Here is a 20748-nt window from a genome sequence, read left to right as displayed (position 1 = left end):
TACCGATGAAAATGTTTGGCAGGACTCTGCTGACACTGTCCTTATTGGGCGCGATGGCCACCGGCGCCCAGGCCAATGACAAGGTACTGCGCATCTACAACTGGTCGGATTACATCGCCCCGGACACCGTCAAGAAGTTCGAAGACGAGACCGGGATCCGCGTGACCTACGATGTGTTCGACAGCAATGAAACCCTTGAGGCACGGCTGCTCGCCGGCAAATCCGGCTACGACATCGTCGTGCCGTCCAACAGTTTCCTGGCCAAGCAGATCAAGGCCGGCGTCTATCAGGAACTGGACAAGTCGAAGCTGTCGAACTGGAAAAACCTCAACCCGGTCCTGCTGAAAAACGCTTCCGCCAGCGATCCCGATAACGGCCACGCCTTCCCGTACATGTGGGGCTCGATCGGCATTGGCTTCAACCCGGAGAAGGTCAAGGAAGTGCTCGGCAGCAACGCGCCGACCAATTCCTGGGACTTGCTGTTCAAACCGGAAAACGCCGCGAAGCTGAAAGCCTGCGGCATCAGTTTCCTGGATTCGCCGACCGAGATGCTCCCGGCCGCCCTGCACTATCTGGGTTACCCGGTGAATTCGCAGAACAAGGATCAGATCGCCGAAGCGGAAGCGCTGTTCATGAAGATTCGGCCGTCGGTGGCGTACTTCCATTCGTCGAAATACATCTCCGACCTGGCCAACGGCAACATCTGCGTGGCGGTCGGTTACTCCGGTGATGTGCTGCAAGCCAAGGCGCGCGCTCAGGAAGCGGGCGATAAGGTGAAGGTCGATTACAGCATTCCCAAGGAAGGCGCGGGCAGTTTCTACGACATGGTCGCGATCCCCCGGGACGCGGCGAACGTGGAAAACGCTTACCTGTTCATGAACTTCCTGATGCGCCCGGACATCATCGCCGAGATCACCAACAACATCGGCTACAGCAACGCCAACGCGGCGGCCACGCCGTTGGTGGATGAAGCAATTCGCGATGATCCAGGTTCGTATCCGTCGCAGGCTGTGATGGCGACGTTGTATGCCATTCCGGACATGCCGATTGGCGTTCAGCGGGTGATGACTCGCGGGTGGACGCGGGTGAAGCTCGGCAAATAAAAATATGCAACACCACCGATCAAATGTGGGAGCGGGCTTGCTCGCGAAAGCGGTGGTTCAGTCCCCATCGATGTTGAATGTGACGGCCCCTTCGCGAGCAAGCCCGCTCTCACATTTGATCGATGTTGTTTTCCTGTTTTCCGTTCACGTAGCGCCTTACCACCGCTGCACTCCTGTCTGCAGAACGGCCTCACCTGGCTTCCTCGGTTAAGGTGAATTTGGGCGCCCTCCTCGGGCGCCTTTTTTTATGAGAGGACGAGCGGCCACTCGGCCAGCGCTCGGTAGCGGCCCTTATGGGATTCGAACAGGGTGAAGTGATCGGCCCGCAGATAGAACTCGGGCGGCGTCGCTGACTCAGGCACCGGCACCCGGTAATCACGCATCAGCGTCAGGTGCGGGCGAAACTCCTTCGGCGAATCCTCAAACCCGAACGGCAGCATTGCCTGCTCAAGCGCATACACCAGCCGCAGCAACTGCGGTGATGCCTGCTCCGACGCGAGTACCAACACCCCTGCCCTGCGCCAGACATCCAGCCGATCAAGCGCCACCCTCAAAGGCACACCCGGCGTTCGAATGTTGGCAGCGGCCGTGCAGATATCGGCGATTTTCGCCACTTCGACAGCCCCCAAAAACTTCAACGTCAGGTGAAAGTTTTCCACCGGCACCGGGCGTCCGTTCCTGAGCTCAAGCGCGCTGCGCCATTGGGCGATGGCCCGACGTTGCTGGGGTGTGCAGTTCAGGGCAAAAAACAGTCGTTTTAACGGCTCATGGGATTCGTCGCTCATCTCTGGCACCTCCTGACATCCAAGTTATAGTTCATGCAAACGATTCAACTGGAGGGGGCCATGCGCGAGATCATCAGCAAGGAACCGTGGTGGGCCGTGCCACCGAAACCCGGTCAGGATGAGTCCGAGCTGGAATGGGGCTGGCTGGTTCATTACAACGAAGGTGAGCCGCGCTTCGAGTTCATTAAAGAGCGGCCGACGGACAGCGAGATTCGTAATCGCAAGAGTTGCAGGACCACTCCGACGCCGGAGTGATCCTGTCGTTGGTTTCAGGCTTTGACGATCATTTCGAACCCGCCAAAGATCAACCGCTGACCATCGAATGGCATCGGGTTGACGTCCGGTTGCATGCGCGGATCGTTCATGAGTTTTGCCATGCCTGCATCGCGGGTGGTCTTGTCCGGCCAGATGATCCAGGAAAACACCACGGTTTCGTCTTCCTTGAGTTTTACTGCCATCGGAAACGAGGTCACTTTGCCGTCAGGGACGTCGTCGCCCCAGCATTCGGCGACGCTGAGGGCGCCGCTTTCCTTGAAAATGACCGCGGCGGTTTCGGCGTGCTTCTTGAATTTTTCGCGGTTGGCGGTGGGTACGGCTGCGATGAAGCCATCAACGTAGGACATGGTCGTTCTCCTTGGGTTATGGGGCGATCTGCTGGTTAGTCGATTCCGTCGGTGCCCAATCGACAGATCCACCGCCCGAACTGACCGACGGTACTTCGGCGCTCCCCGCCAGATTGCCCTCGATCTGCGCCGCCATGTAAAACGTGCCGGCCATCACGCCGGTGGTCGGGTTTTGCACCAGCTTCAGCCAGGCTCTGTCGAACGTGTTACCCAGACTGCTGCGAATCAGAGCTTCGCTGTCAGGTCGGTCACTGGCCTGGATCAAGGCGCGAATTCCCGCTACCCCCACGGTAATCAGTCCTCCAGCCAGTTTCCCTGCCGCCGCGGCCACTGCACTGGCCGCCCCTCGCGGGGCCATTTCGGCTTCCATCCGCTTGCTGGCGCGCTTGGCCACCGGGGCCATGGCGGTGTCTGTCGAAGCCACCCCCTTGTCACCGCCGGCCTTGTGGATTTTCTCGATCAGCGCCGCATAGGCCGGCAGCGTATTCAGTGGTTGGGTGTGCACCACTTGATACAGCGAAGCGTCCCGGGCAGGCGGTGGCCCGAGGGCGATGGCGGGGATTTTCTGGATTCGGCCATTGAGCTGAGCCATCGGCACGCCGTGGCGCTGGGAGATTTTCTGCAGTTCTTCCTGAAGGATGTCGACGTAGAACGCCGTTGCCTGGCCGAGAATCGCATCGGGATCGATTTCCACCGAGACCGGCGCCAGCACGCGCTGTTGGTATTGCTCCAGCAGATAGGCTGCCAGGCGCTTGGCCGAGGCATCCTGCTCGCCCTTGGCGCTGATGGTGTACCAGCTGACCTTCATCGACAGCCATTCCTGGGTCCAGTAACTGCTGAACCAGGGAATGAAGTTCTCTTCGGTCAGTTGATAGACCCGCGTTCGCCAGTAATCCATGGCACCGCGCGCGTAGATTTTGGTCTGCTCGGTGGCCGATTGCGACGCCGCGACAATCTCTTGGTCGACCATCTGCCAGGTGCTTTGGGGAACAACCACCGGCACCACTTCCACCGGGGCACGCGCAGTCGTGACGCATCCCGCCAACACCACCAACACGGCGACGATCAGCGAACGCACGTTCAAGATCGCGGTTCCTACAGACTTGCCCGAACGGGATGTCCGGTGGTTCAAAGGTCTATTAATTTGAGTATAGGTGGCGGTGTTTGTTCGCTTGGGGTTGAGGTGTTCTTAAGGGCCTCTTCGCGAGCAAGCCCGCTCCCACATTCGACCGCATTCATCCGGGAGAACTCGGTTAAATGTGGGAGCGGGCTTGCTCGCGAAGAGGCCGGATCAGACGGCGAAGATCCCACCATCACTTATGTCGATATTCACCATCGCCGCGAATGCCTTTCGCGTAAAAACCGTCAGCGTAGGATCAGCCCTAACCCAACGCAAAACCCCGCATCGGAGGGGCGAATCATGATTATCCATCTCCTGACCTGCCTGGCCCTGACGGCCATGACACTGAGCATTTTTTCCTGGTACGTCCTGTCCGAGGAGCGCACGTCATGATTCACTCCGTGACCCTGGCCGTAAGCTTTGCGGTGTTTGGCAACAACTACTATTCCCAGTCATTCGTTTCGCGCAAAACGTTCGAACTGGTGTTCGACAAAAACTTCGAGACGCTGCTGATGCCGTCCGCCGCCAATCACTTCAACAATGAAGTGATCGGGCTCAATGATCAGTTCCGGTTCCTGAGCGATGTGCTGGAAGAGCACCTGCTGGCGACTGAGCTCGCCACTACCGCCCCCCGGAATCGATACTTCTGAGCAACTGCCCCAGGCCCTCGGTAAAACAGGTCGGTGAGTTCAAGGAAAAACGCTCAAGCAGGCGACTGTTGTCGGCTCGCGAATGTTTGATATCACCGGAACGCGGCGCGTCGTAATTCAATGTCAGCGGCCGCCCCAAAAGCTCGCTTAACGTCGCCGCCAGTTCGTTAACGCTGGTGGATCGGTTAAACCCGACATTGACCGGCTCGTTAATCGGCTCTGGCTCACCGACTGCCTGTACCAGGATCTTTACGAGGTCATTGACGTATACAAAATCCCTTGTTTGCTCCCCATCACCGTAAACCGTGATGGGGAGTTTTTTTTGCGCCCTCTCGCTGAAAATGCTGATGACACCGGAGTAAGGCGATGAAGGGTCCTGACGGGGTCCGTAAATATTGAAAAACCGCAGAATGACCGGTTCAAGACCATGCTGACGGCGATAGAAATCGAGGAAATGTTCACTGGCCAGCTTGTCGGCGGCATACGGCGTCAGTGGATTCTTGGGCGTGTCCTCGGTAATCGCCATGCCCTCGCCATTGTTGCCATAGATCGCCGCACTGGACGCGTAAACCACTCGTCTTATGCCTGCCTCGCGCATGGCTTCGCAGATATTCAGCGTGCCGACGAAATTGCTTTGGTGAGTGGCGACTGGGTCATCGACCGACGCCTGCACCGAGGCCACCGCCGCCAGATGCACCACCGCGCTACAGTCTTTCATCGCCCGCTCCACCGTCGGCGCGTCGGCGACATCCCCCACCACCAGGGTCAAATGGCAGCGATCAATCGGTAAGTTCGACAATTTTCCACTGGAAAGGTCGTCCAGAACCCGAACGCTATAACCGCTTTCCAGCAGTGCTTCGACCAAGTGCGAACCGATGAAACCGGCACCGCCCGTCACAAGAATTCGTTCAGCAGTCATGATTTATTTACTCCCCGGTGCAGTGGTGGTTGTTTTATCCATTGCAATGAAGTCGCCTATTTGCGAAATCAGTTCACGGCTGTCACTGAGCATTCGTTGCCAGTCGGTGGGAAAGCGAACATTCAACGGCAGTTGATCGATTCTCCAGCGCGGCGACAGGGGGCGATCAAACCGGGCGGCGACCTGCAAGCCCATCTCGCTGGCAGCGAACGGCCCACGCAACACCGTCGGCGTACGACCGGCGCTGTCGACGGCCTGGACAACATGGGCCGGCAACCACTCGCCATCGGGCATGCGAACGCGCAGCGGCTGGCCAATCGCGGCGTAGCTGATATTCAGCGGTTCCAGATAAATCCACAGCAGAGGCTCTTCCAGCCGCTCAAGGCGCATCAACAACGTACCCGCACCGACGTTCTCGCCGGGCGTGACCAACACCTCCGCAATGCGACCGCTCTGCGCAGCCTTGACCGACAACGCGGCGAGGCGCGTTTTCAACCACTGTTGCTCGGCGGTCTGTTGAATGATTTCGCGCTCCACGCTCAATGGCGACTGATGAGCCAGTTGATCGCGGCGCTCGAACGCCAACAGGTCCGCTTTAAATGCGTCAAGTTCGGACTGGGCGGCCAGCACTTCTCCACGAGACACGGCGCCTGATTCAACGAGGCCTTCAAGCACCTGCACGCGCTCCTCCGTCCTGCTCACTCGGGTCCTGAGCAACTGACGCTCCCTCGTGTCCAGTTTGGCGTTGGTGACGGGCACTGATTTCTTCGGCATTGCGGCAAGCTGCGAGAGCCGCGCACGCCATTCGGGATTGTCGAGACTGACCAACGGCTGATCGATCTGGACCTGCTCCCCGGCCATGACGAACAGCTGATCGACCCGACCGGCATCCCGTGCGCGGACCTCAAGAATCGGCAGGCGCAATTGCGCCGGCGCGTCGATCATCACCAGGCCATACGTCAGCTTCGCTCCCAGCCAGATCAAGGGGCTCGCGACCAGGAACAGGATCAGATACCAACGCGCGCGAAACGCCATGCGTTTGCCCGGCGCGTAGAGCACAGTCAACCCCTGTTCCTGGGTGGGGTTCAGTTCTTTGCGACTATCGAATCGAATCTTCATGACGGCTCACCGTTTTGGAAAGTCTCGCCAGGCTTGCCAGTCAATACCGGCAATCCCCCGTGGTTGCAGCTGTTCGCGCCAGACACGGGTCTGGTGCTGCAACTGCTCAGTCGACGCGCCGGCCCAGGATTCAGTGGCATCCAGTTGCGGCTCTGTGCTTTGCGCCAGGCGAAATTGCAGATCAGGCCAACGTTGGGCGATCTGCTCTGCCATGCGTGCGCTGTTTTTCGGATTACGGGTGTAGATCATGAGGCTGACCTGACGCACGCCCGCCTCGGGAAGCGCGCAGGGCAGACAGGTTTTGCCGGGTTTTGCCTCAGCGAACCAGCGATGGTGGCTGGAGATTTCTACCGGCCAAGGGCTGGCGGCGGAGGCTGCGCGCAAGGTATCGAGCAAGTCCTTCAAGCGCTGATCCGGGACTGGCACGCCCAGTTGTTCGAGTTCCAGGTCCAGGTGCAGGCTGGTGAATGAAAGCCCCTTCAGCTTCGCCAGTAAGTCAGTGAGCTGATGACGGTCCTGCGGCTCCATCCAGGCCGGATCACCGAGCAACAGGCTGACTTGCACCCCCTTGCCGGCCGCGTCCTGCAGCAATTGCGCCAGCCGTTGGCGCGTGGTGGCAAGGTCTTTCAACTGGGCGGACTTGAGGCCAAGGTAGATCTTGTCCATCCCGGCCTTACGCAATTGCTCGAGTTCCGCCTTGCGTTGATCGGGATCGAGCAACGCTTCGCTGTCCCAGACATAACTGGCCTGGGACCAATGGCTCGACGGCGCCACCGCTGCCTGAGCCGGCAAGGGTTGTGCGGCCAGTATCATCGGGGGCAACGACAGCGTCAGCAGCAGAAGTATCGATCGCATCATCAAAACCTCGTGGCTCGTTTAAGCACCCACCACGGCGCCATAGAGCTTTCTTCGTGGCCCCGGCGAAAGATCTCGTTGAGCATGGCCACTGCGCTCCAGCACCGCAGGAGTAGCATGAACAGCGGGAAGAAAGGCACCAACAATCCCAGGACACTGTCCTTTGCAGGTCGGTCGGACACCATCAACAACATGGCGGCAAATAACATCGCGGTGATCATCAGGTACAACGAATAAATCAGTACGAACAGAAACAACAGCGTCTTGCCCGGCAAAACAAATAGCGCCAGCAAGGTGTAGCTGAAGATGAGAAACGGCAGCACCAGCTGAAAAAAGAAGCCGCTGAGCAGGATCATCAGAAAGCTCGGCCAGCCCAACAACCTGGGGTTGATGTTGTGGTGGTGCTTGCGGATGTACAGAAAAAACAGGTCGCCATCCCAGCGCAAGCGCTGCATCAGAAACTGACTGAGCGTCGACGGTGCATCAGTGTGTCCAATCGCTTCCGGCTCGAAGGGAATCCTCAAGTCGTGTCGCTTGAAGTAACTCTTGATGCGCAACGTCAGGTCCAGATCCTCCGCGGTATGCGTGTTCCAGCCACCGATTTTCACCAGGAAGCTGCGGCGGAATGCCCCGAAAGCCCCCGAGACGTTATTGACCAGGTTCCATTCGGCCAGACCGATTTTCGACATGTGGATGGACAACAGGTATTCCAGCGCCTGCATCGCGGTCACCCACGAAGCCCAGACATTGCGCACTCGCAGGCTACCGGCGACCGCAGGCACCGTCGGGTCCTCGAAATGGCGCACGATGGAGCTGACCATGTTGTTGTCGAAGGACGTATCTCCATCGAGTGCCATCACGATTTCACCGCTGGCAAGCGACAGGCCGGCGTTCAATGACGACACCCGCCCGCCCCTCTGCCATTTCGCAATCGGGCGCAAATGGCGTCTGGGGTACAACTTCGGGTCCACGTTGAACTTGCGAACGGCGCTGAGCGTCGGCTGGTTCACCGTGGCCCCGTCCACCACCGGAATCATCTCGATGTGGCCGGGGTACGTCTGCTCGCACAGGCTTAACAGCGTGGTCTGAACGTCCATTCCTTCGCTGTAGCAGGTAATGATGCAAGAGACCTTGGGCCGATAGACACTGATCTTCGGGACACGGGAACGCCGACGTGCGAACCAGCGCAATACCCCCAGCATCACCATGATCATCAGGGGCAATTCAAAGATCAGAAACAAAGGAAAAAGCATGAAAAACACCCGGCTCAAACCATCCGGCCCCATGAGCGAGCTGAGTGCGCTGAGGAGTTGCTCCAGAAAAGGGCTCATGGCGGTCACGCCAACTCACTGGCCAGACGGGCCAGTAGTAGTTCGCCATCTTCCTGCTCGAGCAGATCCTGGGGCGCCGTGATGCTGACGACACGCAAGGAAATGTCGCTGACCTCCGGCGCTGAAAACAATTCGGCGACTCGGCTCAAGCGTTGTTTGACGGTTTCCAGGCCCTTGTCATCGGTATGCGGAAGCATGATCCAGAAGTACTCTTCGGTACTTCGAGAGCAGCGGTCCGTGTCCCTGACGGTTTCTTTCAAACGCTCGGCCACGCTATCGATGAAGGCATGACCGTGATGTTCACCCAGGCGAGTCAACGTATCGGCCAGGTTGACGAAGCGCAGGCCGAGCAGTGAGAAGGCAGGCGTCTGGTATCGGCGTACGACTTGCATCTGCCAGGTCAGCAGATCATAGAAATCCTTGCCGCCTAACAGATTGAGTCGACCGAAGTGATGGACCGTCTGATCGCTGAACTCCTGGCGGCAGCGGAAACGGCCGGCCTCGGCCAGGCGGAAATCTCTGACCTCGCGTACTCGCAACTTGTCAGGCGTGTGTGACAGGCCGCAATCCAGGCAGCGCGCCTGCACGTCGGCATCGACAAAAAACGCCTGGCATGACCGACAGCGATAGTTCTCCATAGGTCGGTCGTAATCACTGCCGATATGGCGCAACCGGTTCAAGCAGTTGGGGCACAACAACACCCCGTCTTTGAGAAAGTTTTCCTGTGGCCCCACATGCCCACAGGTAAAGCAGTGCAATGAAGGCTGACGTGAAATGTCCAGGGCCTGGCATTCGGCACACACATCAATGTAATTGAGCCGGCCCGAGCCACACTCCGAACACAGGCGAACGCGATCGACCAGAACCCCCTCTTGCAGCCAGTCCTGCTGCACCATCAAGCTGAGCCAGACAAACGAGTTGACCTGCTCGTTATCCGCCAGGGCGTCCAGCAACGGATAGCGATAATGCTGAGGCACCTCCGGGTCTCGAAGGGCATAGATGTGCGCGTTGTCGCGCAACCACAACCACGAAAGCACCCGACTTTCAAAACGCTCGGGGGCAGAACCCTGTTTGAACAACCTGTAGCGTTCTTGCCACACGCTCCAGAGGGTTCTGATTTCGTTGGAATCGACAGGGCACCCACCATCACCCAAGGCTTCACACCAGCCGTTCTGATCACGGCAACAGTAAATGAGGCTGTAGCGATAAGGGGGAATGACGCGCAACTTTCGAAGCACCCGCCCTGCGTAAGCGGCCGGCAGGTCCAGCAGCACGACATCGAAGGTGGGGGCAGCCAACAGGCTGGCTATATCGGCAAAGTGTTCAATCTCTGGACTGTTCAAGCTGGGAGCTCTAATGCCCAGTATTGCAATCCGTGGAGTTTGAGTCGGCATGACGCATGGCCTCTGCAGACAGACAAGTACGTTTAATAGGAGTTAGAAACACTAGCACCGCATCGGAAAAACGTCAGTATTATTATGAAGTTATTTTTTGATATATAGACCGCCAATATTTCGCCATCAACGTTAATTGGATCCCGCCTTTTCCACCGAGTTTCAGCGCGATAAATCGCCCAATCACGAGAAATAATAATTGCTTATATTTCATAGTGTTATACACACTAAGTAACTTAATATTTACAGCCACACTCACTGCTAGTTAATGGCCATCATTGATAGAGCTACGCCATTTAACGGCATCAGCAGTTAATTCCCATTTGCGACAAAATCTTTACGTACCACCTGCATATTAATAAGTTCAAAGTGTTTTTATACCAAAATGACTCACTTATAGAACCAGAATAGGCATGAAATAGTTACATGAGTGAAACACCCCTGTTTCAACAATGAACATTAGATCAAATCTGACAACTTTCTTACTCGGCACAAACATCCCGAAGGCAACCCCGCAACCAGCGATGCACAGGATCGGCCTCCAGCCGCGGATGCCAGAGCATGGCGACGGTGAACGCCGGCAGAGACAACGGCAGTGCAAAGCTGTGCAGGCCGGTGCGCAGACTGGCGGTGTGGCGTTCGGGAACGCTGGCGATCAGGTCAGTGGCCCGGGCGAGCGCCAGCGCAGTGGAGAAGCCTGCAACGGTCGTTGCTATGTGCCGCTCCAGTTCCTGGAACTCAAGGGCTTCATCAATGGGTCCCTTGTCGAGCCCCCGCCGAGAGACGCTGATGTGGTTGCCTGCCGCATAACGCGCGGGAGTTATCTCACCTTCGCTCAGCGGATGCCCCCTTCGCACGACGCCAATAAAACGATCCCGAAACAATCCCTGGGTACGCAACTCCGGCCCGGTGGCCTTCCCCACCACACCCGTTTCCAGATCGACCGTCCCGTCGCGCAGTGACGCGCTGTCTTTGTCGGGTTTGTGCATGAAGCGCAGCCGCACGCCAGGGGCTTGCTCGGCGACGCGGGCAATCAGGTCCGCGCCAAAATTCTCGACAAAGCCTTCACTGGTGCGCAGCGTGAACGTGCGGCTGAGCTGTTTGAGGTCGGGTTGCTCGGCAGGTCGAAGGACTGCTTCTGCGTCCTGCACCAGCTGACTGACCCGCTCGCGCAGTTCGAGCGCGCGCGGGGTGGCAACCAGACCCCGTCCGGCCCTGACCAACAGCGGATCGCCGGTGGTTTCACGCAATCGCGCCAGCGCCCGGCTCATGGCCGACGGGCTCAGACGCAAGCGTTTGGCGGCGCGCGCCACGCTGCCTTCAGCGAGCAGCACATCAAGGGTGATCAGCAAGTTTAAATCGGGAGTGGACATGGGGCGCCCCGTGGCAGAGTGATATGGCGTTGAACGCACGTATCAAGTGCAAACGGTGCGCCTTCCGCCATGTTAGGCCGGGGCGTAGCTTTCTGATAGCTCCGCTTCGGGAGTGGCCAGAAAAGAGGAACAGCATGAAATCAATCAGCGCAGTCGCAGAGCGTGCACAACAAACACCGTCGGTTCGGTGGGCGCTGGCCAGCCTTTCACTGTCGATACTGCTGTCCTCGCTCGGCACCAGCATCGCCAATGTGGGTTTGCCGACCTTGGCCCAAGTGTTCAACGCCTCCTTCCAGCACGTGCAGTGGATCGTTCTCGCCTACCTTCTGGCGATTACCACCCTGATTGTCAGTGTCGGGCGGCTCGGTGACCTCACTGGCCGTCGGCGGCTGCTCTTGGCCGGCATCGGCGTGTTCACCCTGGCGTCGGCCCTGTGCGGGTTGGCGCCCTCGCTCTGGATGCTGATTGGCGCCCGGGCGCTGCAGGGAATCGGTGCGGCAATCATGATGGCGCTGACCATGGCCTTTGTCGGCGAGACGGTGCCGAAGGCAAAAACCGGCAGCGCCATGGGCTTGCTCGGAACGATGTCGGCGATTGGCACCGCTTTGGGACCGTCGCTCGGTGGCCTGCTGATTGAAGGGTTGGGCTGGCAGGCGATCTTCCTCGTCACCGTACCGCTGGGCTTGCTGACGCTGGTGCTCGCGCATCGTTATTTGCCCGCCGATCGCCAGAAGCCCAAAACCGATCGCGCCGGCTTCGACCCGCTGGGCACTTTGCTGCTGGCATTGACGCTCGCCGCTTATGCGCTGGCGATGACCCTTGGGCGAGGCAATTTCGGTCCGTTCAACATCGCCTTGCTGTTGGCGGCGGGCGGCGGCGCCTGCCTCTTTGTGTTTACCGAGGCTCGAGTCGCCTCACCGTTGATTCGATTGGCGATGTTCCGCGATCCCGTGCTCAGTGGCAGCCTTGCCATGAGCCTGCTCGTCGCGACCGTGATGATGGCGACGCTCGTGGTCGGCCCCTTCTATCTCGCGCATGGGCTGGGGCTCGATGCTGTTCTGGTTGGACTGGTCTTGTCGGTCGGGCCGTTTGTCGCGGCACTGACGGGTGTGCCCGCCGGCCGTATTGCCGACCGCGTTGGCGCCCAACGCATGACCCTCGCCGGGCTCATCGCCATGGCGACCGGGTGCCTCACGCTGTCGGTATTGCCGGAGACGTCCGGCATCGGCGGCTACCTCTTGCCCATGGTCGTGATAACCCTCGGCTATGCCCTGTTCCAGACCGCCAACAACACGGCGGTCATGGCGGATGTTGAGCCGGACCAGCGCGGCGTCATCTCCGGCATGCTCAACCTGTCGCGCAATCTGGGGCTCATCACGGGGGCCTCCGTCCTGGGCGCGGTGTTCGCGCTCGCATCGGCCTCGGTCGACATGGCAACGGCGCGCCCCGAAGCGGTTGCCAGCGGTCTGCGGGTCACCTTTGCCGTGGCGCTGGTGCTGATCGCTGTCGCACTGGCCATCGCGCTGGGAAGCCGCGCGCTGGCAGTGCGTCGTGACCGCCGGTAAGCCGGTCGTTTACTTCTCCAGCACGACCAGTGGCGTGTCTTTCTTCACAATGTACGTCGCCAGCTCAGACGCTTTGCCTGCGCCGACATTCTTCGCCACGTGCGCGGTGCCTGCGGGGATGTACAAGGAATCGCCAGCCTTGAGCGTTACAGGAGGCTGACCTTCGAGTTGATATTCAAACGTGCCTTCAATGACGTGAGCCACTTCCACCCCGGGATGAGAATGCTTGGGGGACACCACACCCGGATCGAAATCAACGAGGACCTGGATCACTTCACGCCCGGCGACGTCGAGGTCCTGGCGCAGCAGATCGGTGCGGTGAAGACCCGCCTGCCAGCTTTTTACAGCAGGCGCCTCTTGTGCTTGAGAGAGGCCCGCGAAAGCGGTGAGTGCCGCGGCAACGGCGACGCCGAGCATGCCAGCGCAGATACGGTGGTTGAAACGGGACATGGCATTTCTCCAATCAATCAATGCGCGGGAATGCGCGCGGAGCTTGCCGCGGATGCGGTGGCTCTATTGGGAGGCCGCCGTGTATCGCGCAAGTGTCGCCAATGCCTTGGTTTTGTATGCGAAGGTAGCTGCAGGTACGCGGGATACGTTGCGATACAAACGAATCTCGCGGAATCGAAAAAGCCCGCACAAGGCGGGCTTTGTAAATCGAGTAGGTGGCCGGCGCTGGTCTCCGGCTTACAAGGTTTATCAGGCCTCCCACAGAACAGTTTTGTGCTGTCCTGCTTCACACGGCATAAGGGCTGGATCTCAGCGCGGAGATCTTTCTAACCGTGTACCCTTCGGAACGCGCCCCACGTTTCCTCGCCATCCGCTTGCGCATCAGTCTGCGTCTTCACCTACAACTTCAAGACTAGTACAAACTCCAAAGCGCAAGGCGGGCTTTTTAGACCGATTTTGCACAGCGGCAAGCGCAGCAGGATGAAAAAACACTAATACTCGTCCCCCTTACGGGTTCGGACCGGGCGAATGACCTGCCGACGGAAAGTCAGCAGGTCAATCGTCGTTTACAGGTCAGTGATTTCCTTATGGCGCGGCACCAGCGCCTTCATCACACTCCACGCCACCAGATAGGCCAGCGCACAGATGGCGAACATGATCATGTAGCCGGTATGGATATCGCCGATCAGTTTGTAATGGTCGATCACCCAACCGCCGGTCTTGGTCATCACGACCCCGCCCAGGCCGCCGGCCAAACCACCAATGCCAACCACCGACGCGATGGATTTTTGCGGGAACATGTCAGACACGGTGGTGAAGATGTTGCACGACCACGCCTGATGCGCCGATGCGCCCACGCCGATCAGCAGCACCGGCACCCAGAAACTGATGTAACCGAATGGCTGCGCCAGCAGTACCAGCAACGGGAAGAAAGCGATCACCAGCATGGCTTTCATACGACCGTCATACGGCGCATCACCGCGTGACATGAAATAGCTCGGGAACCAGCCGCCGCCGATACTGCCCACCATGGTCATGCTGTACAGCACGGCCAGCGGCAACACGATGGCCTGGCCCTTCATGCCGTATTGCGCAGACAAATAGGTCGGAAGCCAGAACAGGAAGAACCACCACACGCCGTCGGTCATGAATTTGCCGAAGGCAAAGGCCCAGGTCTGGCGGTAGGTCAGCAACTTGAACCACGATACTTTTTTGGCAGCGGCACCCGAGTCTGTGCCGGTGAGTGCTTGCGCGCCCTGATCGCTGCGGATGTAGGCCAGCTCTTGCACCGACAGGCGTTTTTGCTGCTCCGGTTTTTCGTACAGCGCAATCCACACCGCCACCCAAACGAAGCCCAACGCACCGATCACGATGAACGCCGCTTCCCAGCCCCATAGACCGGCGATCAGCGGCACGCTGATCGGCGCCAGGACTGCGCCCACGTTGGCGCCGGAGTTGAAGATACCGGTGGCGAAGGAACGCTCCTTCTTCGGGAAATATTCGGCAGTGGCCTTGATCGCAATCGGGAAGTTACCCGCTTCGCCGATCGCCAGCACGGCGCGCGCCAGCATGAAACCTGCAATCGAAACCGGGATGACGGCAATGCCCAAGGCGCTGCTGATGCCGGCAATACCCTCGCCCATCGGCTCTGCAAAGGCGTGCATGATCGCGCCGGTCGACCAGATGCCGATCGCTATCACATAGGCCTTCTTGGTGCCGATCTTGTCAACGAAGCGGCCGGCGAACAGCATGGAAATCGCGTACACAAACTGAAAGACAGAGGCGATGTTCGCGTAATCGGTGTTACTCCAGCCAAATTGCGTCGACAGATCCGGCGCCAACAGACTCAGTACCTGGCGGTCCAGGTAATTGACGGTGGTGGCAAAAAACAACAGCGCGCAAATCGTCCAGCGGTACTTGCCGACGGCCTGGCCGACTCGTTGCGCATTGATGGGCTCGTTCAGATTCATGGCATCACTTTATTGTTGGTTTATGGTGATGATCTCTCGGTTTCAAGCGAGATCAATGGTGTCGTGATGGTCCACGCCACGGTATTGCGGGCTCGAAAATGGGTACTTCATGCACAGCGGCAGAAGTCGGACATTTGGCAAGAGCTATCGGGCGTTGGGTGGGACAGTTGTATGTGACTGGCCTGACCGTGGGGATGGGCAAGCAGTCGAGGTCGAACCGTAAGAAGCGGCATTCAGCAGGATGCGCAGGCGGGTGGAATTCATGATGGGGCCGACACTCGTTTTTATTTTTAGTGTTTAACAGCCGATAATCGTCTGTCGTCGTACAACCGTGTCTTTTATATCGAGTTCACTACCGGGCTGTCAATCTGAAAAAACAGCCGCTCGTCTCGACAAAGGCTGCCCATTAAAAGTGCAGCTTTGTACAGGTACCGCCGGTTGTAGGCCCGTCAGGCTTTCATTTTTCGTGTGTTGATCGCCAGGTCTGAGTGTCTTGATATCAAGAAAAGTCGTACGACAACACCATCCAGCACGATGACAGGCCAAAACCAGACCGTAACCACTCGACGCCAATTGCTGCATCTACTGCAACAATGAACTGCAATTGCCCTTACTAGTGCTTCACTGGCAACTCAATAGACTCTCAGCACGACCAACGCATCGGGAGTTCCAAATGGTAAGCACCGTAATAATTCAGGAAACTGGCGGGCCTCAGGTTTTGCGGTTCGAAAAAACCACTGAGCAAACACCGGGTGCAGGAGAAGTCTGGCTGGAGCAAGCAGCCATCGGGCTCAACCCTTTGGACGTGAGCCAACGCTGCGGCGCTGCCCGTGTTCCCCTGCCCTCAGGATTAGGCCTTGAAGGCGCCGGACAGGTGACAGCAATTGGGGCAGGCGTCACCGAAGTCGCCGTGGGGGACAGGGTCGCGTACGCCACTGGCCCCATGGGTGCCTATGCAAGCGGTCGCCTCTATCCGGCCAATCGACTCGTGAAGATTCCCGATGACCTCGGCTTCGACGAAGCGGCGGCCCTGCTCTTCAAGGGCATCACCGCCCACTACCTGCTCAAGACGACCTTCCCTGTTGGCCCAGGTTCCACAGTGCTTTTATATGGCGCGGCGGGTGCGTTGGGGCAAATCATGGTGCCTTGGGCCAAACACCTGGGTGCCTTCGTGATAGGCGTGGTCTCGAAGCAGGACAGTATCGAGCGGGCCAAGGCCACCGGTTGTGATGAAGTGCTGGTGTTTGACCCGGCGACACTGGCCGCCCAGGTTGCGGAAGTCACCCACGGGCAAAAGGTTGACGTCGTGTATGACCCCATCGGGCGGGTGTCTTTCGAAGCCTCCCTCGACAGCCTTCGCCCACGTGGCTTGATGGTGTCTTTCGGCATGGCCTCGGGCATTCCGGCCGCTATCGAGGTCAGCACCCTCAACGCCAAAGGCTCTCTGTTCCTGACCCGACCGTCTCTCGCCGCGCATACGGCCACCGCGCACGAGTATCAGCAGCGCGCACAGGAGGTGTTGCAAGCGGTCGCCGCCGGTATCATTCAACCTCGAATCTGGCGTCGCTACCCATTGGCTGACGTAGCACAGGCACACGCCGATCTGGAAAGTGGACGGTCGCAAGGTGCAATCGTCCTTACGCCCTGAGTAGAACCCGGGACGAAGCCTGCGGCCCGAGTCCTTGTTTCCTTGAATTTGCGAGGTTTGCCGTTGCATGGATCTGTTCGATAGCCGACAGGCAGATGAACTCGCCACCCTCTTGGCGCTGTCCGAACACGGCTCTTTTGCCGCCGCCGGAAGGATGCTGCAACGGCATCCATCGGTGCTGTCCAAACGCCTCGGCGCGTTGGAACTTCGTCTCGGAATACGTCTGGTGGAACGAACCACAAGGCAACTGCGCTTTACCGACGAGGGACAGCGTCTGGTCTCGCAGCTTCGTCATGCCGTCAGTTTAATTTCCCAAGCGGAGCAAGAGGCAGCCCAAGGCGCGGCACAGGTCAGGGGACGATTGCGACTCGCCCTGCCCGCCGCAATGGGGCGATTATGGCTCAGCACGATGGTGTCCGAGTTCGCCCTGGCTTACCCCGAGGTGTCGCTGGAGGTCGAATACTCGGAGCGATTCGTCGACATCGTCGCGGAGGGTTTCGATGCCGCGATCCGAATTGGTGAGCTGTCAGACAATCGACTGGTGGCCAGGAAGTTGTGCGATCACCGCCGAATCCTCTGTGCTGCACCCGCCTACCTGCAACGCCAGGGCGAACCGAAGACACCGGCAGACCTCGCTGGACACAATTGCCTGGGCTTCACCGGACTGCATTCCTACCCGGAATGGAAGCTGACCCGCGATGGCGATCAGCAGAGCATCAGGGTGCGCAGCGCCATGGTCAGTAACGACAATGAGGCGCTGCTGTCCGCCGCCCGCATGGGGCTGGGCATTCTTGCCGGCGGTGAGTGGCTCATGACGAGGGACATCGATAGCGGTCAGCTCGTCAGGGTGCTTCCCGACTGGCAGCTGGATGCAGACGCCGGTGTCTATCTGGTGCGCCCGTCAGCCAAGTACAACACGGCAACGACGACGGCGTTCAAGCACTGGATCGAGGCAGCGTTTGCGCGAGGTGCGCCATGGCAGCTGCCCCAACCGTAGCGCTTGAAACCGGAACCTGTCAGCAAGACCTCGTCAGGATTTCGCACGCCTGTTCGTGTTGAGCGCCACGGCGGCGAGAATCAGCGCCTTCAACGCGCGCTCATCAAGCGTGTCGCCCTCATGCAAATCAATGGCACGTCGGGTGTTGCCTTCGAGGCTGGCGTTGAAGAGGCCGGAAGGGTCTTCCAGCGAGGCGCCCTTGGCAAACGTCAGCTTCACCACCTGCTTGTATGTCTCGCCAGTGCAGATGATGCCGGCGTGCGACCACACTGGAACGCCCCGCCACTTCCATTCCTCGACCACGTCGGGGTCGGCCTGACGGATAAGCGTTCGGACCTGAGCGAGCGTCTCGCCCCGCCAATCGCCCAGCTCCTTGATTCTCGCATCGATCAGCTGAGAGGCCGAAACTGCCCCCTCTTCTTCCTTTGCACCGACCTGCTCTTTGTTCATGGTGGTTGTCGCCTTCTTCATGAGGGTGTCCAAAACCGGGCTTTACAGCGTTTTTTGACTGTTGCCGAGGGTCTTGGCCTTTTCGATCCCCCAGTCAAAGGCAGCCTCCATGTCCAGCAGGTGCGGTTTTGGATCGTGGTCCTCAAAAATGGCCGTGCCGTCCGGCCGGTAAACACCGATGAACATCCCCAGTGAGCCGTCCTTCAATATTTCGGCTTTGACCTCGATCTTGCATCCGTTCGACAGCGTTTCCTTGTGGTGCATATGGCGTTCAGTCATGGCTGCATTTCTCCCGTCGTTGAAGTCCGAGTAGCGCATTTACCCATTGGCCATGTTAGCTCAGTGCGGCGCACTAAAAGGCCTGCCAGGACAGCGGCGTAATGCCACCTATACTAGAAGCCACCGCCCCCTCGGGGTCTGCACTCCCAACAATAAAAAGCAGAGGTGGAACATGGTCTGGCAGCAAATCTACGATCCGTTCGGTAACCCGATACTTTCAACCATCATGGCAGCGGTGCCGGTCGTGGTGATGCTGGCAGCCCTGGCGTTTTTCCATGTCAAAGCGCACCTGGCCGCCTTGATGGCCCTGGCGTCTGCGCTGGTGATCGCGATCTTCGCCTTCGGCATGCCGGCGAACATGGCCGGTTCGGCCGCCCTGTACGGCGCCGCCAACGGCTTGCTGCCCATTGGCTGGATTGTGCTCAACATCATCTTCCTGCATCGACTGACCACCGAGAACGGCTCGTTCAAAGTGCTGCAGGATTCCCTGGCGCGCATCACCGACGATCGACGCCTGCAATTGCTGCTGATTGCTTTCTGCTTCGGTGCGTTCTTCGAAGGGGCAGCCGGATTCGGCACACCGGTGGCGGTGACCGGGGCGATTCTGATCGGGTTGGGCTTCTCGCCTCTGGCCGCGTCTGGCCTGGCGTTGATCGCTAACACCGCGCCTGTGGCGTTCGGTGCGCTGGGCACGCCGATCATCACCCTGGCCAAGGTGACCGGGCTGGATGAAATGGAGCTGTCGATGATGGTCGGCCGGCAATTGCCGTTCTTCTCGGTGATTGTGCCGTTCTGGTTGATCTGGGCCTTCGCCGGCTGGCGCAAGATGCTGGAAATCTGGCCGGCGATTCTGGTGGCCGGGGTCAGTTTCGCCGTGCCGCAGTTCCTGGTGTCCAACTACCACGGACCGATGTTGGTGGACGTGATCGCCGCGCTGATTTCCATGGCCTGCCTGACCGGTTTCCTCAGGGTCTGGAAACCCGCCACCGTGCATACCTCCGCCGCGCTGTCCGGACGCGTCGACAACTCCAAAATTGCCGAAGAGCATGACGAAAAACCCGTCGCCAGCGCGACCTTTGCCAGCGATGCCAAACCTGCGGTGATGCGCGCGTGGATGCCGTGGATCATCCTCACCGTGTTCGTGTTCGCCTGGGGCACCCAGGGTTTCAAAAACATGTTCGATACCCGTCCGGCGATTGATCCGGCCACCCATTCGGCCAAGCTCGACCCTCAGGGCAAACCGATGCGCGAAGCGAACCCGATCTTCGCTCCGGTCGTGACATTCACCACGATCCACCAGCAGATCGAGAAGGTCCCGCCGGTGGTCCCTGCGCCTAAAACCGAGGACGCGGTCTACAAGTTCACCTGGTTCACCAGCACCGGCAGCGGCATCCTTCTGTCGGCGATCCTCGGCGGGTTGCTGATGGGTTACTCCATTCCGCAACTGATCAAACAGTACGTGCGAACGCTGTGGGTGGTGCGCTACTCACTGATCACCATTACCGCCATGCTCGCCCTCGGTTTCCTCACCCGTTATTCGGGCCTGGACGCCACCATGGGCCTGGCCTTTGCCGCGACGGGCATCTTCTACCCCATGTTCGGCACCCTGCTCGGCTGGCTCGGCGTTGCGTTGACCGGCTCGGACACGGCGTCAAACGTGCTGTTCGGCGGCTTGCAACGGGTAACCGCCGAGCAATTGGGCCTCAGCCCGGTATTGATGGCGGCCGCCAACAGTTCCGGCGGGGTCATGGGCAAGATGGTCGACGCGCAGTCGATCGTGGTGGCCTCCACCGCCACCCGCTGGTATGGGCATGAAGGGGAAATCCTGCGTTATGTGTTTTTCCACTCGATCATCCTGGCCATTCTGGTCGGGGGGTTGGTGACGTTGCAGGCGTATGTGGCGCCGTTCAGTCATATGGTTGTTGGTGGGCATTGATTGATGTAGTTCGGGGTGGGATGGGGTGCATATCCGTTTTTGCGGGAGTGGGCCCCTGTGGGAGATTCTATGGTTGAGGGAAAGCCCTCAACTGGCTTTTGGCTGATATTCGCTTTGCCCTTTCAGCAAGGCGAATACCACCCGAGCAAGCTTGCGAGCCAGCATCACCAGCGCCTGAGTG

The 20748-nt window shown here is 59.0% G+C and carries 20 protein-coding genes and 1 pseudogene; 7 read left to right on the top strand and 14 right to left on the bottom strand.

The genetic code is table 11. The features are described 5' to 3' along the window. Positions 1 to 5: 5 nt before the first annotated feature. Positions 6 to 1103, top strand: coding sequence for a polyamine ABC transporter substrate-binding protein (locus tag KW848_RS19435; RefSeq protein ID WP_218537766.1), 1098 nt, complete (start codon positions 6 to 8; stop codon positions 1101 to 1103). A 245-nt stretch (positions 1104 to 1348) separates the two neighbouring features. On the opposite strand, the gene thpR is transcribed toward KW848_RS19435, so the two are convergent. Next, entirely contained in the window at positions 1349 to 1888 is a 540-nt protein-coding gene (gene thpR / locus KW848_RS19430; RefSeq protein ID WP_192409617.1) for an RNA 2',3'-cyclic phosphodiesterase, read from the bottom strand. A gap of 60 nt (positions 1889 to 1948) precedes the next feature. Between thpR and KW848_RS19425 the strand changes: the two genes are divergently transcribed. Beyond that, on the top strand, positions 1949 to 2143 hold the full coding sequence (locus KW848_RS19425) for a hypothetical protein (RefSeq protein ID WP_008151815.1): 195 nt from the start codon (positions 1949 to 1951) through the stop codon (positions 2141 to 2143). 14 nt (positions 2144 to 2157) lie between these two features. On the opposite strand, the gene KW848_RS19420 is transcribed toward KW848_RS19425, so the two are convergent. Next, positions 2158 to 2511, bottom strand: a complete 354-nt coding sequence (locus KW848_RS19420) for a DUF1428 domain-containing protein (RefSeq protein WP_111448619.1) — start codon at positions 2509 to 2511, stop codon at positions 2158 to 2160. A gap of 16 nt (positions 2512 to 2527) precedes the next feature. Next, positions 2528 to 3595 carry a hypothetical protein gene (locus KW848_RS19415; protein ID WP_218537765.1) on the bottom strand — a complete coding sequence of 356 codons (1068 nt, stop codon included), beginning with the start codon at positions 3593 to 3595 and terminating at the stop codon, positions 2528 to 2530. Positions 3596 to 4020: 425 nt separating this feature from the next. Here KW848_RS19415 and KW848_RS19410 point away from each other — a divergent pair, with 425 nt between their 5' ends. Next, on the top strand, positions 4021 to 4281 hold the full coding sequence (locus KW848_RS19410; RefSeq protein ID WP_218537764.1) for a hypothetical protein: 261 nt from the start codon (positions 4021 to 4023) through the stop codon (positions 4279 to 4281). Here the strand turns inward: KW848_RS19410 and KW848_RS19405 are convergent. From KW848_RS19405 to KW848_RS19380, 6 genes are all read right to left on the bottom strand, one after another. Further along, positions 4253 to 5200, bottom strand: coding sequence for an NAD-dependent epimerase/dehydratase family protein (locus KW848_RS19405; protein ID WP_218537763.1), 948 nt, complete (start codon positions 5198 to 5200; stop codon positions 4253 to 4255). The two genes, KW848_RS19410 and KW848_RS19405, sit on opposite strands and share 29 nt — an antisense overlap. 3 nt (positions 5201 to 5203) lie before the next feature. Then, positions 5204 to 6319 (bottom strand): HlyD family secretion protein, encoded by a 1116-nt coding sequence (locus KW848_RS19400; RefSeq protein ID WP_218537762.1) that lies wholly within the window; start codon positions 6317 to 6319, stop codon positions 5204 to 5206. A gap of 6 nt (positions 6320 to 6325) precedes the next feature. After that, positions 6326 to 7177 carry a hypothetical protein gene (locus KW848_RS19395; protein WP_218537761.1) on the bottom strand — a complete coding sequence of 284 codons (852 nt, stop codon included), beginning with the start codon at positions 7175 to 7177 and terminating at the stop codon, positions 6326 to 6328. Then, on the bottom strand, positions 7177 to 8505 hold the full coding sequence (locus KW848_RS19390) for a glycosyltransferase (RefSeq protein ID WP_218537760.1): 1329 nt from the start codon (positions 8503 to 8505) through the stop codon (positions 7177 to 7179). Before KW848_RS19390 ends, KW848_RS19395 begins: the two co-directional genes overlap by 1 nt. 5 nt (positions 8506 to 8510) lie before the next feature. Beyond that, complete coding sequence (locus KW848_RS19385) at positions 8511 to 9899, bottom strand: diguanylate cyclase domain-containing protein (protein ID WP_218537759.1); 1389 nt, start codon at positions 9897 to 9899, stop codon at positions 8511 to 8513. Between the two features lie 482 nt (positions 9900 to 10381). After that, positions 10382 to 11272 carry a LysR family transcriptional regulator gene (locus KW848_RS19380; RefSeq protein ID WP_218537758.1) on the bottom strand — a complete coding sequence of 297 codons (891 nt, stop codon included), beginning with the start codon at positions 11270 to 11272 and terminating at the stop codon, positions 10382 to 10384. Between the two features lie 134 nt (positions 11273 to 11406). Here KW848_RS19380 and KW848_RS19375 point away from each other — a divergent pair, with 134 nt between their 5' ends. Next, complete coding sequence (locus tag KW848_RS19375; RefSeq protein WP_218537757.1) at positions 11407 to 12837, top strand: MFS transporter; 1431 nt, start codon at positions 11407 to 11409, stop codon at positions 12835 to 12837. A 9-nt stretch (positions 12838 to 12846) separates the two neighbouring features. Here the strand turns inward: KW848_RS19375 and KW848_RS19370 are convergent, their stop codons facing one another. Next, positions 12847 to 13287: a cupin domain-containing protein gene (locus KW848_RS19370; protein WP_111448628.1), complete on the bottom strand. Its 441-nt coding sequence runs from the start codon at positions 13285 to 13287 to the stop codon at positions 12847 to 12849. Positions 13288 to 13853: 566 nt separating this feature from the next. After that, complete coding sequence (locus tag KW848_RS19365) at positions 13854 to 15257, bottom strand: MFS transporter (protein ID WP_218537756.1); 1404 nt, start codon at positions 15255 to 15257, stop codon at positions 13854 to 13856. Between the two features lie 673 nt (positions 15258 to 15930). On the opposite strand from KW848_RS19365, the gene KW848_RS19360 reads away from it, so the two are divergent. Further along, complete coding sequence (locus KW848_RS19360) at positions 15931 to 16905, top strand: quinone oxidoreductase (RefSeq protein ID WP_218537755.1); 975 nt, start codon at positions 15931 to 15933, stop codon at positions 16903 to 16905. 67 nt (positions 16906 to 16972) lie between these two features. After that, positions 16973 to 17902: a LysR family transcriptional regulator gene (locus tag KW848_RS19355; RefSeq protein WP_192409635.1), complete on the top strand. Its 930-nt coding sequence runs from the start codon at positions 16973 to 16975 to the stop codon at positions 17900 to 17902. Between the two features lie 33 nt (positions 17903 to 17935). Here KW848_RS19355 and KW848_RS19350 read toward each other — a convergent pair whose 3' ends face one another. Together KW848_RS19350 and KW848_RS19345 are read right to left on the bottom strand one after the other, a co-directional pair. Then, positions 17936 to 18352 carry a DUF1801 domain-containing protein gene (locus tag KW848_RS19350; RefSeq protein ID WP_218537907.1) on the bottom strand — a complete coding sequence of 139 codons (417 nt, stop codon included), beginning with the start codon at positions 18350 to 18352 and terminating at the stop codon, positions 17936 to 17938. A 42-nt stretch (positions 18353 to 18394) separates the two neighbouring features. Beyond that, entirely contained in the window at positions 18395 to 18631 is a 237-nt protein-coding gene (locus KW848_RS19345) for a hypothetical protein (RefSeq protein ID WP_008151753.1), read from the bottom strand. Positions 18632 to 18803: 172 nt separating this feature from the next. Here KW848_RS19345 and KW848_RS19340 point away from each other — a divergent pair, with 172 nt between their 5' ends. Then, positions 18804 to 20567 (top strand): L-lactate permease, encoded by a 1764-nt coding sequence (locus KW848_RS19340; RefSeq protein WP_111448639.1) that lies wholly within the window; start codon positions 18804 to 18806, stop codon positions 20565 to 20567. 87 nt (positions 20568 to 20654) lie between these two features. On the opposite strand, the pseudogene KW848_RS31870 reads toward KW848_RS19340, so the two are convergent. After that, positions 20655 to 20748: pseudogene (locus tag KW848_RS31870) on the bottom strand (IS110 family transposase); the annotation flags it as partial.

This window comes from Pseudomonas sp. PDM25, from assembly GCF_019219045.1.
GTDB lineage: Bacteria > Pseudomonadota > Gammaproteobacteria > Pseudomonadales > Pseudomonadaceae > Aquipseudomonas.
This window is presented reverse-complemented; position numbering and strand designations above follow the sequence as displayed.

Excerpts from the sequence above, each read along its gene's own strand:
- KW848_RS19435 (WP_218537766.1), top strand. The coding sequence starts at position 6 with ATGAAAATGTTTGGCAGGACTCTGCTGACACTGTCCTTATTGGGCGCG.
- thpR (WP_192409617.1), bottom strand. The coding sequence starts at position 1,888 with ATGAGCGACGAATCCCATGAGCCGTTAAAACGACTGTTTTTTGCCCTG.
- KW848_RS19425 (WP_008151815.1), top strand. The coding sequence starts at position 1,949 with ATGCGCGAGATCATCAGCAAGGAACCGTGGTGGGCCGTGCCACCGAAA.
- KW848_RS19420 (WP_111448619.1), bottom strand. The coding sequence starts at position 2,511 with ATGTCCTACGTTGATGGCTTCATCGCAGCCGTACCCACCGCCAACCGC.
- KW848_RS19410 (WP_218537764.1), top strand. The coding sequence starts at position 4,021 with ATGATTCACTCCGTGACCCTGGCCGTAAGCTTTGCGGTGTTTGGCAAC.
- KW848_RS19405 (WP_218537763.1), bottom strand. The coding sequence starts at position 5,200 with ATGACTGCTGAACGAATTCTTGTGACGGGCGGTGCCGGTTTCATCGGT.
- KW848_RS19400 (WP_218537762.1), bottom strand. The coding sequence starts at position 6,319 with ATGAAGATTCGATTCGATAGTCGCAAAGAACTGAACCCCACCCAGGAA.
- KW848_RS19395 (WP_218537761.1), bottom strand. The coding sequence starts at position 7,177 with ATGATGCGATCGATACTTCTGCTGCTGACGCTGTCGTTGCCCCCGATG.
- KW848_RS19390 (WP_218537760.1), bottom strand. The coding sequence starts at position 8,505 with ATGAGCCCTTTTCTGGAGCAACTCCTCAGCGCACTCAGCTCGCTCATG.
- KW848_RS19385 (WP_218537759.1), bottom strand. The coding sequence starts at position 9,899 with ATGCCGACTCAAACTCCACGGATTGCAATACTGGGCATTAGAGCTCCC.
- KW848_RS19380 (WP_218537758.1), bottom strand. The coding sequence starts at position 11,272 with ATGTCCACTCCCGATTTAAACTTGCTGATCACCCTTGATGTGCTGCTC.
- KW848_RS19375 (WP_218537757.1), top strand. The coding sequence starts at position 11,407 with ATGAAATCAATCAGCGCAGTCGCAGAGCGTGCACAACAAACACCGTCG.
- KW848_RS19370 (WP_111448628.1), bottom strand. The coding sequence starts at position 13,287 with ATGTCCCGTTTCAACCACCGTATCTGCGCTGGCATGCTCGGCGTCGCC.
- KW848_RS19365 (WP_218537756.1), bottom strand. The coding sequence starts at position 15,257 with ATGAATCTGAACGAGCCCATCAATGCGCAACGAGTCGGCCAGGCCGTC.
- KW848_RS19360 (WP_218537755.1), top strand. The coding sequence starts at position 15,931 with ATGGTAAGCACCGTAATAATTCAGGAAACTGGCGGGCCTCAGGTTTTG.
- KW848_RS19355 (WP_192409635.1), top strand. The coding sequence starts at position 16,973 with ATGGATCTGTTCGATAGCCGACAGGCAGATGAACTCGCCACCCTCTTG.
- KW848_RS19350 (WP_218537907.1), bottom strand. The coding sequence starts at position 18,352 with ATGAACAAAGAGCAGGTCGGTGCAAAGGAAGAAGAGGGGGCAGTTTCG.
- KW848_RS19345 (WP_008151753.1), bottom strand. The coding sequence starts at position 18,631 with ATGACTGAACGCCATATGCACCACAAGGAAACGCTGTCGAACGGATGC.
- KW848_RS19340 (WP_111448639.1), top strand. The coding sequence starts at position 18,804 with ATGGTCTGGCAGCAAATCTACGATCCGTTCGGTAACCCGATACTTTCA.